The 13,709-nt window shown below is 73.3% G+C and carries 11 protein-coding genes; 9 read left to right on the top strand and 2 right to left on the bottom strand.

Features of this window, described 5'->3' with window-relative positions:
- The first annotated feature begins 8 nt into the window (after positions 1–8).
- The 5 genes from J3P36_RS13515 (at position 9) to rbfA (ending at position 7,239) form a co-directional block, all read left to right on the top strand.
- A complete protein-coding gene (locus tag J3P36_RS13515; protein WP_246854753.1) occupies positions 9–1,172 on the top strand; it encodes a Gfo/Idh/MocA family protein in 1,164 nt (387 codons plus the stop codon).
- 43 nt (positions 1,173–1,215) lie between these two features.
- Positions 1,216–2,217 (top strand): sugar phosphate isomerase/epimerase, encoded by a 1,002-nt coding sequence (locus J3P36_RS13520; RefSeq protein ID WP_210508730.1) that lies wholly within the window; start codon positions 1,216–1,218, stop codon positions 2,215–2,217.
- Between the two features lie 317 nt (positions 2,218–2,534).
- Complete coding sequence (locus J3P36_RS13525; protein WP_210508731.1) at positions 2,535–3,413, top strand: carbohydrate kinase family protein; 879 nt, start codon at positions 2,535–2,537, stop codon at positions 3,411–3,413.
- A gap of 426 nt (positions 3,414–3,839) precedes the next feature.
- Positions 3,840–6,683: a translation initiation factor IF-2 gene (infB, locus tag J3P36_RS13530; protein ID WP_210508732.1), complete on the top strand. Its 2,844-nt coding sequence runs from the start codon at positions 3,840–3,842 to the stop codon at positions 6,681–6,683.
- 115 nt (positions 6,684–6,798) lie between these two features.
- A complete protein-coding gene (rbfA, locus tag J3P36_RS13535; protein WP_210508733.1) occupies positions 6,799–7,239 on the top strand; it encodes a 30S ribosome-binding factor RbfA in 441 nt (146 codons plus the stop codon).
- 265 nt (positions 7,240–7,504) lie between these two features.
- Here the strand turns inward: rbfA and J3P36_RS13540 are convergent, their stop codons facing one another.
- Entirely contained in the window at positions 7,505–8,386 is an 882-nt protein-coding gene (locus J3P36_RS13540; protein ID WP_210508734.1) for an A/G-specific adenine glycosylase, read from the bottom strand.
- 58 nt (positions 8,387–8,444) lie between these two features.
- Between J3P36_RS13540 and J3P36_RS13545 the strand changes: the two genes are divergently transcribed.
- Positions 8,445–9,044, top strand: a complete 600-nt coding sequence (locus J3P36_RS13545; RefSeq protein ID WP_210508735.1) for a hypothetical protein — start codon at positions 8,445–8,447, stop codon at positions 9,042–9,044.
- 90 nt (positions 9,045–9,134) lie between these two features.
- Positions 9,135–11,207: a hypothetical protein gene (locus tag J3P36_RS13550; protein ID WP_210508736.1), complete on the top strand. Its 2,073-nt coding sequence runs from the start codon at positions 9,135–9,137 to the stop codon at positions 11,205–11,207.
- A gap of 141 nt (positions 11,208–11,348) precedes the next feature.
- On the opposite strand, the gene J3P36_RS13555 is transcribed toward J3P36_RS13550, so the two are convergent.
- Complete coding sequence (locus J3P36_RS13555; protein ID WP_210508737.1) at positions 11,349–12,323, bottom strand: ketopantoate reductase family protein; 975 nt, start codon at positions 12,321–12,323, stop codon at positions 11,349–11,351.
- 53 nt (positions 12,324–12,376) lie between these two features.
- Between J3P36_RS13555 and truB the strand changes: the two genes are divergently transcribed.
- Complete coding sequence (gene truB / locus J3P36_RS13560; RefSeq protein WP_210508738.1) at positions 12,377–13,315, top strand: tRNA pseudouridine(55) synthase TruB; 939 nt, start codon at positions 12,377–12,379, stop codon at positions 13,313–13,315.
- Positions 13,312–13,680 carry a hypothetical protein gene (locus tag J3P36_RS13565; protein WP_210508739.1) on the top strand — a complete coding sequence of 123 codons (369 nt, stop codon included), beginning with the start codon at positions 13,312–13,314 and terminating at the stop codon, positions 13,678–13,680. Before truB ends, J3P36_RS13565 begins: the two co-directional genes overlap by 4 nt.
- Positions 13,681–13,709: the final 29 nt, after the last annotated feature.

Genomic DNA, 13,709 nt, shown 5'->3' on the forward strand with positions numbered 1-13,709 from the left:
AGGAACAGATGCCCGCTCTCCGTGTGGGAATGATCGGTATCGGCTTCATGGGCGCCGCCCATTCCCAGGGCTGGCGCGTCGCTCCGAAGTTCTTCGACCTGCCGAGCGACGTGGAGATGGCCGTCCTCGTCGGCCGCGACGCCGGCCGCACCGAGGCCGCGGCGGCCAAGTGGGGCTGGAGCGAGACCTCCACCGACTGGCGGTCGCTGCTCGAGCGCGACGACATCGACATCGTCGACATCGTCACCCCCGGTGACACGCACGCCGAGATCGCCATCGCCGCGCTCGAGGCCGGCAAGCACGTCCTGTGCGAGAAGCCGCTCGCCAACACCGTGGAGGAGGCGCGGCAGATGGCGGACGCCGCGGCGCGGGCCGCCGAGCGCGGCGTCTACGCCATGGTCGGCTTCACCTACCGCCGCGTGCCCGCGGCCACGTTCGCACGCGACCTCGTCGCGTCCGGCGCCCTCGGCGAGATCCGCCAGGTGCGGGCGAACTACCTGCAGGACTGGCTCGTCGACGCCGACGCCCCGCTCACCTGGCGCATGAAGAAGGAGCTCGCGGGCTCCGGCGCCCTCGGCGACATCGGCGCGCACGCCATCGACCTCGCCCAGTACATCACCGGGCAGCGGCTCACCACCGTCTCCGGGATGCTCGAGACGTTCGTGAAGGAGCGCCCGCTGCTCGCCGAGAGCTCGGGCCTCTCCGGCACCGCCTCGGAGGAGCGCGGCGAGGTCACGGTGGACGACCTCGCCCTCTTCACCGGCCGCTTCGACGGCGGCGCGGTCGGCTCGTTCGAGGCGACGCGCTTCAGCACCGGCCGGAAGAACGCGTTCCGCATCGAGGTCGCCGGCTCCGACGGCGCTCTCAGCTTCGACCTCGAGGACATGAACGTGCTGCAGGTCTACGACCGCACCGCGCCCGCCGACCGCCAGGGCTTCACGCGCGTGCTCGTCACCGAGCCGGAGCACCCCTACATGGCGAACTGGTGGCCGACCGGCCACATGATCGGCTACGAGCACGGCTTCTCCCACCAGGCGAAGGACCTCGTCGAGGCGATCGCCGCGGGGGAGCAGCCCACTCCGTCCTTCGCCGACGGCCTGCAGATCCAGCAGGTGCTCGACGCCGTCGACCGCAGCGCCGGCTCCGGCAGCGCCTGGACCCCGATCGCCTGATCCCCAGCACCCGCAGCGACGACGCGACGAAGGAGAACCGCACATGGCACGACCGATCACGCTCTTCACCGGCCAGTGGGCCGACCTGCCCTTCGAGGAGGTGGCGCGGCTGGCCGGCGAGTGGGGCTACGACGGCCTCGAGATCGCCTGCTGGGGCGACCACCTCGACCCGTGGCGCTGGGACGACGAGGCCTACGTCCAGGGCAAGCTCGACGTCCTCGAGCGCAACAACCTCAAGGTGTTCACGATCTCGAACCACCTGAAGGGTCAGGCCGTCTGCGACGACCCGATCGACCAGCGGCACCGCGACATCCTGCCGGACGTGGTCTGGGGCGACGGCGACCCGGAGGGCGTCCGCCGGCGGGCCGCCGAGGAGCTGAAGAACACGGCCCGCCTCGCCGCGAAGCTCGGCGTGAAGACCGTCACCGGGTTCACCGGGTCGTCGATCTGGAAGTACGTGGCCATGTTCCCGCCGGCCTCCCAGGAGATGGTGAACGCCGGCTACCAGGACTTCGCCGACCGCTGGAACCCGATCCTCGACGTGTTCGACGAGGTCGGCGTCCGCTTCGCGCACGAGGTGCACCCGTCCGAGATCGCCTACGACTACTGGACGACCGTGCGCGCGCTCGAGGCGATCGGCCACCGCGAGGCGTTCGGCCTCAACTGGGATCCCAGCCACATGGTGTGGCAGGACCTCGACCCGGTTGCCTTCCTCTGGGACTTCAAGGACCGGATCTACCACGTGCACTGCAAGGACACGAAGAAGCGCCTGCACAACGGCCGCAACGGGCGCCTGTCCTCCCACCTCGCCTGGGCCGACCCCCGCCGCGGCTGGGACTTCATCTCCACCGGCCACGGCGACGTGCCGTGGGAGGACGCGTTCCGGATGCTCAACGCCATCGACTACCAGGGCCCGCTCTCCGTGGAGTGGGAGGACGCCGGCATGGACCGTCTCGTCGGTGCCCCTGAGGCGCTCGAGTTCGTGCGTCGGTTCTCGTTCGACGCTCCTGCTGCGGCGTTCGACGCGGCGTTCTCGACGAAGTAGAGCTGTCGCTGATGTGACGCGCTGAGGCGAGGGGCATCACCGCTGCTCAGACAGTTGCGGGCCAAGCGTGGCCCGCAAAACTCGCCTCGGCGATGCCCCTCGCCTCACCGCTCCTTCGGAGCGAGTGAGGCGGGGAGTGCCCCTCCCGGTGGTTGAGGAGCCGCCGAAGGCGGCGTCTCGAAACCACGCAACGGACCTCGGGACCCGGCCACCACCGTGGCTGGGTCCTGTGATCCGCGAGTCCGCCTTCGGCGGGCTCCTCAACCACCGGATCCGGCCGCTAGCGTGAAGGATCAGGAACTCGCGGGAGGACGGCTATGGCACAGACGGTGGTGGTCGTCGGGGACGCGCTCATCGACGAGATCCGGGACGAGAGCGGGTCGCGGGACTTCGTCGGCGGGGCGGCCCTCAACGTCGCCGTCGGCCTCGCCGTGCTTGGCCACCGGCCGACCCTGCTCGCGATGGTGGGCGACGACGAGGACGGCGCGAGCATCCGCCGGTTCCTCGACGAGCACGGCGTCGCGCTGATCGCCACGCGGGCCCCGAACGGCTCGTCGCGCGCCGTGTCGGACCGCACCGCGGGGGAGCCGCGCTACGAGTTCAACGACGCCGCCCTCAACCGCCGCATCGCCTTCGACCGGCAGCAGCGCGCCGCCCTCGCGGACGCGGACCTCGTCGTGGCGAGCTGCTTCCCGTTCGACGACCAGTTCCAGGCCGACGCGCTGGCCGAGGCGGTCGAGGAGCCGGAGCGGCGCCTCGTGCTCGACGCCAACCCGCGCCCCGGCCTGATCCACGACCTCGACCGCTTCGGCGCCAACGCGAACCGGGCGAGCTCCAGTGCCGCCCTCGTGAAGATCGGCGACGAGGACGCCCGGCTCCTCTACGGCTCCGGCCTGCGCGACGCCGAGGAGCAGCTCCTCGGCCTCGGCGCCCGCGCCGTGCTCGGCACCGCGGGCCGGCACGGTGCCGGGATCGCCACCCAGGACGGCATCCGGGTGCACGAGTCGATCGTCCCGCTGCCCGGCCCGATCATCGACACGATGGGCGCCGGGGACGCCACCACCGCGTCGGTCACCGACTCGCTGCTCTCCACCGACGCGCGCGACATCGCGTTCTGGCAGCAGGCGCTCACCCGGGCGATGGGCATCGCGGCGGCCACCTGCCGCTCCGAGGGCGCCCTCCTCCGCCTGCCCTGACCTCCCCGCTTTGGCCACACCTGACCTGGCTGCCCGGTCCTCCGCTTCCTCGGCCCCGCTTCTGTCGTTCAACAGGCACTTCCGCCTCCAACAGGCAGGATCCGGCCGATTCTGCCTGTTGAGGGGATCTCTGCCTGTTGGGGGAGAGTGGCTGGGGGAATAGGGACGCCCCGGTTCCCGTTGTTCGAGAAGCACCGGGTTCCCGGATCGGCGCTCCCGTCGGTCGCGCGGCTCCCGGTTGCGGTTAGACTTGTCCGGTTCCCCTCTTTCGGCGTCGTCTTCGACGCTGGGCGCCTCTGCGCCGAGAGCGGGATCGACCGAGAGAACAGGCTGAACGGCTTATGGACAACTGATGAGCGACTCGAAATGAGTTCCCCTCACCACTAATGGTCCACCCTGTCCGGGTGGATCCCAGACAGGAGAAATGTGCCAGCGAAACCACGCGTGCACGAGGTCGCCAGTGACCTCGGGATCGACACCAAGGTCGCACTCGCGAAGCTCAAGGAGATGGGCGAGTTCGTCAAGGGACCGTCGTCCAGCATCGAGCCCCCCGTCGCCCGCAAGCTGAGGGCGGCACTCGCGGCTGAGGGGATCACCGGCGGCGCCAAGCCCGCCTCCCCGGCCGCTCCTGCGAAGGCGGCGCCCACGCCGGCCGCCGCCGCGCCCGCCCCGCGCCCCGCCGCGGAGACCCCTCGCTCGTCCGGCCCGCGCCCCGGCGCGCCCGCCGCACCGCGGTCCGAGGCGCCCCGCGCCGAGGCCCCGCGCAGCGAGACCCCGCGCACCGAGACTCCCCGCACGGAGACCCCGCGCACCGACACCCCGCGCACCCCGGCGCCGCGCACGGACGCCCCCCGCGCCCCGCGTCCCGGCGGCGACACGCCGCGCCCCGCCGAGGCGGAGCGTCCGGCGGCTCAGACGCCCAATCCCGGCAGCGCCATCCCGCGCCCGGTCCCGCGTCCCGGCTCGCCCCGTCCGGGCAACAACCCGTACGCGAGCAGCCAGGGCATGGCCCGTCCGGGCGCCCCGCGTCCCGGCAACAACCCCTTCGCGAGCCAGCAGGGCATGGGCCGCGGTCCCGCGGGCAACATCCCGCGTCCGGCCGCTCCCCGTCCCGGCGCTCCCCGCCCCGGCGCCCCGCGTCCGGGTGCTCCCGGCCAGGGTGCGCGTCCCGGTGCTCCGGGCGCACGTCCCGGCGGCGGCTTCCAGCGTCCCGGCGGCCCCGGCCGTCCGGCGGGCGCTGGCGGCGGCTTCCAGCGTCCCGGCGGCGCCCCCGGCACCGGCTTCGGCGGTCCCCGCCCGGCCGGCGGCGGCGGTCGCGGTCGTGGCCCCGGCGGCGGCACCGCGGGTGCCTTCGGTCGCGGTGGCGGCAAGAGCAAGGCCCGCAAGTCGAAGCGGACGAAGCGCCAAGAGTTCGAGATGCGGGAGGCCCCGTCGCTCGGCGGCGTGAGCGTTCCCCGCGGCGACGGCAACACGGTCATCCGACTGCGCCGCGGCGCGTCCATCACGGACTTCGCGGACAAGATCGACGCGAGCCCGGGCAACCTGGTCACGGTGCTGTTCCACCTCGGTGAGATGGCGACCGCGACCGAGTCGCTCGACGAGGCGACCTTCGAGGTCCTCGGCGACGAGCTCGGGTACAAGATCCAGATGGTCTCGCCCGAGGACGAGGACAAGGAGCTCCTCGAGGGCTTCGACATCGACCTCGACCAGGAGCTCGAGGACGAGACGGCGGAGGATCTCGAGATCCGCCCGCCGGTCGTCACCGTCATGGGCCACGTCGACCACGGAAAGACGCGACTGCTCGACGCGATCCGCAAGACCAACGTCCTCGCGGGCGAGGCCGGCGGCATCACGCAGCACATCGGCGCCTACCAGGTGTGGACCGAGCACGAGGGCATCGAGCGCGCCATCACGTTCATCGACACCCCGGGTCACGAGGCGTTCACCGCCATGCGTGCCCGTGGTGCGCAGGTGACGGACCTCGCGATCCTCGTGGTCGCGGCCGATGACGGCATCATGCCGCAGACGGTGGAGGCCCTGAACCACGCCCAGGCGGCGAACGTGCCGATCGTGGTCGCGGTGAACAAGGTGGACAAGGAGGGGGCCAACCCCGCCAAGGTGCGCCAGCAGCTCACCGAGTTCGGCCTCGTCGCGGAGGAGTACGGCGGCGACACGATGTTCATCGACGTGTCCGCGCTCGCCGGCACCGGCATCGAGGACCTCCTCGACGCCGTGCTGCTCACCGCGGATGCGGGGCTCGACCTCAGCGCGAACCCGAACAAGGACGCGCGCGGTGTCGCCATCGAGGCGAAGCTTGACAAGGGCCGCGGCGCCGTCGCGACCGTGCTCATCCAGTCCGGCACGCTGCGCGTCGGCGACGCGATCGTCGCGGGCACGGCCTACGGCCGCGTGCGGGCGATGATGGACGAGAACGGCGAGACGGTCACCGAGGCGTGGCCTTCGCGTCCCGTCCAGGTGCAGGGTCTCTCCACGGTCCCGCGTGCCGGCGACACCTTCCTCGTCACCGAGGAGGACCGCACCGCGCGCCAGATCGCCGAGAAGCGCGAGGCCGTCCAGCGGAACGCCCAGCTGGCGAAGGCCCGCAAGCGCATCTCGCTCGAGGACTTCACGCGTGCTCTCGAAGAGGGCAAGGTCGACTCGCTCAACCTCATCATCAAGGGTGACGTCTCCGGTGCCGTCGAGGCGCTCGAGGAGGCGCTGCTCAAGATCGACGTGGACGAGTCGGTCCAGCTGCGCATCATCCACCGCGGTGTCGGTGCTGTCACGGAGAGCGACGTCAACCTCGCGACCGTCGACAACGCGATCATCGTCGGCTTCAACGTGCGCCCTGACCCGAAGGCCCGTGAGCGTGCCGCCCGCGAGGGTGTGGACATCCGGTTCTACTCGGTCATCTACTCGGCGCTCGAGGACATCGAGAACTCGCTCAAGGGCATGCTCAAGCCCGAGTTCGAGGAGGTCCAGTCGGGTGTCGCGGAGATCCGCGAGGTCTTCCGCTCGTCGAAGTTCGGCAACATCGCCGGTGTCATCGTCCGGTCGGGCACGATCACGCGCAACGCGAAGGCGCGCGTCATCCGCAACGGCGTCGTGGTGGGGGACAACCTCTCCATCGAGTCGCTGCGCCGCTTCAAGGACGACGTCACCGAGGTCCGCACGGACTTCGAGGCGGGCATCGGCCTCGGCAAGTTCAACGACATCCAGGTCGGCGACGAGATCGAGACGATCGAGATGAAGGAAAAGATCCGCGCGTAGGAGGGCGTCACAACCCCCTTGCTCGCACGCGCTGTTCCGGCGCAGGGTGCCATAACGGCAACCCTGTGCCGGAACAGCCGGTTAACGCCGGTCACCGGTGGTGAAGGAGAGACACATGGCTGACGGAACCCGCGCCGCGAAGATGGCGGACCGGATCAAGGAGATCGTCGCGCGCCGGCTGGAGCGCGGCATCCGCGACCCGCGTCTCGGCTTCGTGACGATCACCGACGTGCGGCTCACCGGTGACCTGCAGCACGCCTCCGTCTTCTACACCGTCTACGGGACGGATGAGGAGCGCGCGGACAGCGCCGCCGCCCTGAAGGCGGCGACGGGCATGCTGCGCACCGAGGTGGGCCGCAACCTCACCGCCCGGCTCACGCCGAGCCTCGAGTTCGTCCCGGACGCCGTGCCGGAGAACGCGGCACAGATCGAGTCCCTCCTGCAGGAGGCCCGGCAGCGGGACGAGGCGTCGCGCGCGCTCGCCCAGAACGCGCAGTACGCCGGCGACGAGGACCCGTACGTGAAGCCGCGCGACCTCGAGGACGACGAGCGCTGATCCGCGCCCGCGGGGCTCGAGAGGTCCGGGCCGCCGCTGACCGCCGCGAGGGCCGGGTGGCGATCCTCGCGGCGGCAGCGGCAGCGCTCCAACGCTGAACCCGCGGCGGCGGCTCGAGAAGAGACGGCGCGGCCGTTGTGAGGAGCGCCGGCGACCGGGTGGCGTGTCGCCGGCGGCTCACTCCCATGCTCGCCGCTGGCTCCGCCGGCCGGCAGACCCACATCGGGGGGCGCGCGGATGGGGGCGCCGACGCTGGTCGGCGGGCTCAGCCGGCCGGGAGGACGACTCCGGCGGGCGTGCGCTCGGCGAGCCCGTCGCGCAGCAGGGCCTCGAGCGCCCGTCGCGCCTGTGCGGCGTCGTCCGCCTCGGCGAGGAGCAGCTCCTCGTCCACCGGCACCGTCGCGTTCCGGAGGAGGGCGAGGATGCGTCCGCGGGCCTGCCGGTCCGAGCCCTCGTACCGCTTCTGCGCGGCCTTCCGCGGTCCCTCGTACTCCGGGTAGCCGGCGGCTCGCCACGCGCAGAGGTGCGCCACCGGGCACTCGTCGCAGCGCGGCGTCCGCGCGGTGCACACGATCGCGCCGAGCTCCATGACGCCCGCGTTGAACGCCCTCGCCTCCGCGCGGGGAAGCGGCAGGTGCTCCGCCATGAGCGCGAGGTCGCGCGTGGTCGACGGCGGCCCCGGCTCCGCCTGGCCGAGCACCGTGCGCGCCAGCACCCGGCGGACGTTCGTGTCGACCACCGGGTGGCGATGCCCGTACGCGAAGGCCGCGACCGCGCGGGCCGTGTACGGGCCGACGCCGGGCAGCGCGAGGAGGTCGTCGACCGACTCGGGCACCCGGTTCCCGTGCCGCTCCGCGATGGCCGTCGCGCACGCGTGCAGCGCGAGGGCCCGGCGCGGATAGCCGAGGCGACCCCAGGCGCGCACCGCCTCCCCGGGCGGCGCGGACGCGAGGTCGGCGGGGGTCGGCCACCGCTCCAGCCACTCGAGCAGGCGGGGGACGACCCGCACCACGGGCGTCTGCTGGAGCATGAACTCGCTGACGAGCGTGCCCCAGGCGGAGAAGCCCGGCCGCCGCCAGGGCAGGTCGCGGCCGGCGCGCGCGAACCAGTCCCGGATCGGGGGCGCGAGCTCTCCCGGAACGGTCACCCGCACACTCTAGGCGGGCGCCCGGCTCCCGGCCGTCCGGCGAGCCTAGGCTGACGGCATGGCGCGATGGGCTCCCGCGAAGGCGGACATCCTCGACGAGCTGGTCGGCGAGATCCAGCACAACTATCCCCGCGGCCGGGTCACGGTGGCGGTCGACGGCCTCACCGGCTCGGGCACCGGCCCCTTCGCCGACGACCTCGCCGACGCCTTCCGGCGCAGGGGCACCCAGGTCGTGCGCGCATCCATCGCCGACTTCCCGGCCGCCCTGCCGCAGGGCGACGCCGCGGTTCCCCGCTTCTACGCCGAGGCCCATGACTACGACGCGTTCAAGGACCAGCTGGCGCGCCCCTTCCGCCGCGAGAAGCCCTTCGCCCTCGTGCCGGGCGGCGATCCTCGGACGCTCGAGGGCGACGCGGTGCTCATCGTCGACGGCGTATTCCTCCTCCGCCCTGAGCTGATCGGCTCCTGGAGCTCCACGGTCGTCCTCTTCGTCCCCGCCGACGAGGCGTTCGCCCGAGCAGGCCTCGACCCGTCGTCGATTCGCGCCCAGGCCGAGGAGCTCTACCTCGACCGGGTGCAGCCCCGCGTCAAGGCGATCGCGAACGTCGACAACACCGATCCCGAGCACCCGCGCCGCACCTTCGCCGACAGCTGCTGAGACCGGCCGTCCCAGCGGGCGAGGTTGCACGCGCGCAACAGCGCGGGACGATGCTCGCCCGCGGGCGATCGGCCTTCGTAGTCTCGTGCCATGGACGCCGGTGCCCCGCCCCAACCCGCTCTCCACGACCCGCTGGCGGGAGCACCGGACGCCGCCGGCGGGCGAGCGGCGCGCACCACCTCGCGGGCCGGGCTGCCGAATCCGGTCACCCGCTTCGTCGGCCGCCCGGACGACCTCGCCGCCGTGTCCGCCGCCCGCAGGGCCGGGCACCGGCTGATCACGCTCGTGGGGCCGGGCGGCGTCGGCAAGACGCGCCTCGCCCTCGAGGCGGCCAGGGCGTGGACGGGCGATGACGAGCAGTGGTTCGTCGACCTCGTCGCCGCCGCCGCACCCGAGCGGGTGCTGCCCGTCGTGGCCGACACGATCGGCGCGGTCGGTCACACGCTCGACTCGCTCACGGCGCGCCTCGTCGACCGGCCCACCCTCGTCGTCCTCGACAACGCCGAGCACGTGGTCGGGGCGGCGGCCGCCGTGGCGGCGGGCATGCTCGCCCGAAGCAGGGACGTCACGGTGCTCGTCACGAGCCGTGAGCCGCTCCGTCTGCCCGGCGAGCACGTCGTGACCGTCGCGCCCCTGAACGACCACGACGCTCTCGCCCTCTTCGTGGAGCGGGCCGCCGACGCCCGAGGCGGGGACCTCCGCGAGGCCGACGAGCTTCTCGCGCGCATCTGCGCATCCGTCGAGGCCATCCCTCTCGCTCTCGAGCTCACCGCCGCCCGGCTCGACGTGCTGAGCGGGGCGGAGCTCCTCGAGGCCGTGCGTCAGGGCGCCGGCGGAGGAGAGCGCGGCACGGGCGCCGCCCGCCACGACAGTGTCGAGAACGCGGTGCGCTGGAGCATCGACCTCCTCACGGCGACGCAGCGCGACCTCCTCGTCCAGCTGTCGCGGTTCGCCGGTCCGTTCACCGAGGACGCAGTCCTCGGCATCTGCGACATCGACGACGACGACCCCACCGCCGTGCTGCAGCGGCTCGTCGACAAGTCGCTCGTCGCCGTCAGCCGGGGCGACGACGGGGAGCGGCGCCACCGGCTGCTCGACTCGGTCCGCCGGGTCGCGTCCGCGCTCGACGGCGGCGAGGACGCCTGGTTCGAGCGGCACCGCGCCTGGTTCGCCGACTTCGCCCGCCGCACCGGCCCGCTGACCCGGACGGGCAGGGCGCGCGAAGCGAACGCCGCCTTCGACCTGCTGCGGCCGGACCTCCGGCTGGCGCTCGAGAACTCGATCGCGGCGGGCGATCGGGTGACCGCCGTGACCATCGCCGGCAGCCAGGCGCACCACTTCTTCACGCGCGGGCTGCTCTTCGACGGCATGCGCAGCATCGATCGCGCCCTCGACGTGCCAGGGCGGCTGCCGCCGCTGCTCGAGGCGGAGACCGCGATCGGCCTGATGGTGCTGACCTATCAGACCGGGGACGCGCAGCGCACCTTCGAGCTGCTCGAGCGCGCGTTCGAACGCGGCGTCGCCGCGGGGGACAGCACCGTGCCCGCGGTGGCGCTCGCGCGCACCGCCTACGCGCGGTCCATCTTCGGCGAGCCGGAGGCCGCCAGGGCCTCGATGGCGGAGGCGAAGGCCTACGCCGACCGGGCGGAGGACTGGGCGAAGGCCGAGTTCCTCATGTGTCAGGGCCAGATGCTCCGCGCCCTCGGCGAGGGGGAGGAGGCCCTCGCGAGCCTCTACGCCTCCTACGAGCTGTCGCTGCGCCTCGGCTACTGGTGGATGGCCGCCTCCGCCAGCTACGTCGCCGCGAAGGTGCTCACCGACCGGGGCAGGGCCGAGGATGCCGTTGCGGAGCTGCGGCGCTCGATCGGCCTCGCCGCCGATGCCCAGGACGGCGCCTCGATGCTCGCGGGCTTCCACCAGGCGGCGGGCGTGTGCGCCCTGATCGGCCGGCACCGCGACGGCGCCCGCATCTTCGGCGCGGTCGACCGGCTCGGCGTCCGCTACGGCTACAACCCCGTCACCGCCGAGGGGGAGGAGGCGCGTGGCCACCGCGACCGTGTCGCGGCCGGGATGACGGCCGAGGAGTACGAGCGCGAGTGCCGCCGCGGGGCCGACCTCGGCTTCGACGACCTCTTCGCGATCCTCGACACCCTCCCCGGCTGACGCCACCGCTCCCGGCGCCCGCACCGCCGCCGCTGCGACCGAACGGACATGCTGCAACCGCGTGCCGTTGCAGAACGTCCGTTCGGTTGCAAGCGCGCGGCCGGCGCCGCGGGTCAGGGGACGCGGGTCAGGGGACGCGGGTCAGGGGACGCGGCGGAGGACCTCGGCGGGCGGGAGGAAGCGGCCCGCCGACTCCACCTCGTGCACGAGCTCGGTGAGTGCGGCGTTCACCGGCGCGGTGCGGCCGAGCCGCGCGGCCTCGGCCGCGACCGCACCGTTCAGGTAGTCGATCTCCGTGCGCTGGCCGCGGCGGATGCTCTGAAGCGTCGAGCCCGGGTTGGGGACGGAGCCCATCCGGCGTGCCATCAGCCGGGGGAGCAGCTCCGCCGCACCAGCGGGCACGGACGCGACGACGCGCAGCAGCGGGGCGCTGAGGCCGCTCATCCGGCCGAACCGGATGCCCGCCGCGGCGCCGGTGCGCACCGTCTCCTGAATCGAGCGGGCGAGGAGGCGGCGGAGCCCGGGATCGGCGACGACCTCCTGCACGCTGAGTCCCGTGATCGCCGGAAGGGCGTTCACCTGGTTGACCACCAGCTTCGTCCACTGCATCCCGACGAGATCGGCGACCGCGGTCGTCGGCAGCGCGGCGGACAGGGCGGCGACCACCGGATCCGCCGCGTCGGTCGGCCCGATGTGCAGGGCGCCGGGGGCGGTGATCAGCACCTCGCCGGGCGCGACGAGGGACGCCGCGAAGAGCGCCAGCCCGCCGAGCACGCGGGACTCCGGCAGCAGCCGCTCGGCGGCCGTGACCCCCTCGAGCCCGTTCTGCACCACCACGACGGTCGCGCCGGCACACGCGTCCGCGCTCGCCGCGATCGCGGCGGGCGCATCCATCGCCTTCGTCGTGACGAGGACGAGATCCTGCGCCTGCAGCCGGTCCGCCACGGCCACCCGGGCGGTGGAGTCGCCCCACGCGCCGGTGAGGCGGATGCCGCGCGCGGCGATCGCGCCGACGGCCTCGCCCCGGGCGGTGACGGCGACCTCGTGGCCCTCCCGGTCGAGCAGGGCGGCGAGAGCGCCGCCGACGGCGCCCGCCCCGAGAACGCCCACCCGCACGGGCCGATCCTAGCCGCGCGCCCGCGCCCGCCCGCCGCTGTAGAGTGCGAAGCATGCCGGGCCCGCACGACTCCGCTGCGGAGGCCGCCCCGAACGGCATCCTGCTCGTCGACAAGCCGGAGGGCATCACGAGCCACGGCGTCGTCGCGCGCACCCGCCGCGCCTACGGCACCCGCAAGGTCGGCCACGCCGGCACCCTCGACCCGATGGCGACCGGCCTGCTGCTGCTCGGCCTCGGCCAGTCCACACGACTGCTCACCTACCTCGTGGGGCTCGACAAGGTCTACACGGCGACGATCCGGCTCGGCCGCGCCACCACCACCGACGACCGCGAGGGGGAGCCCCTCGGCGCGGCCGCCGATGCGCGCGACGTCGCTCCGGACGCGATCGCGGCCGCCATGGCGGAGCTGACCGGGCCGATCCAGCAGGTGCCGAGCTCCGTCAGCGCCATCAAGGTCGACGGCAAGCGCAGCTACGCCAGGGTCCGCGCCGGCGAGGACGTGGAGCTGCCCGCCCGGCCCGTCACCGTGTCCGAGTTCGCGCTGCTCGACCGGCGCATCCCGGAGGGCGCGGACGGCGCGCTCGACCTCGACGTGCGGGTGGCCTGCTCGTCCGGCACCTACATCCGCGCCCTCGCCCGCGACCTCGGCGCGGCGCTCGGGGTCGGCGGCCACCTGACCGCCCTGCGGCGGGCCGCGGTCGGGCCGTTCGCGGTCGAGGACGCCACCCCGGTCGACGACCTCGGCGCCGACCGCCCGCCGACGGCACCCGCGGACGTGGCCGGGCGGCTCTTCCCGACCCTAGCCCTCGACGAGTCCGCCGCGACCGACCTCGGCAACGGCAAGCGCATCCCGGTCGACCTCCCGGACGGCGCACCCATCGCCGCCGTCGCACCGGACGGCCGGCTCGTCGCCCTCGTCGAGGTCGCAGGCGGGCGGGCGCGGGTGCTCGTCGTCTTCCCCTCGTCCCCGACCACGGAGGCCGCTCGATGATCCTCTGGTTCACGATCCTGCAGATCGCGATCGCGGTGCTCGCGGGCGTCCTCGCGGTGGCGGTCGGCCTCGCGAAGAAGCCGCCATCCGACCTGACGCTCGGGGGAGCCGCACTCGTCGGCGTGCTGCTGATCGCCCAGGTGGTGGTCGCGATCGTCGCGCCCCTCAGCGGCAACCCGCCCACCGGCAACCCGTACGAGTTCTGGGCCTACCTGATCAGCGCCGTCATCCTGCCGCCGGTCGCCATCCTGTGGGCGCTCCTGGAGCGCAGCAACTGGAGCACCGTGGTCGTCGGGGTCGCCTGCCTCGCCATCGCCATCATGCTGTGGCGCATGTACGTCATCTGGACCATCCAGTCCGCCTGATCGCCTCGCTCTGATCGTCCCCACCCGAT

Origin of the sequence: Naasia sp. SYSU D00057 (genome assembly GCF_017916505.1) — a bacterium.
Taxonomy (GTDB): Bacteria; Actinomycetota; Actinomycetes; order Actinomycetales; family Microbacteriaceae; genus Naasia.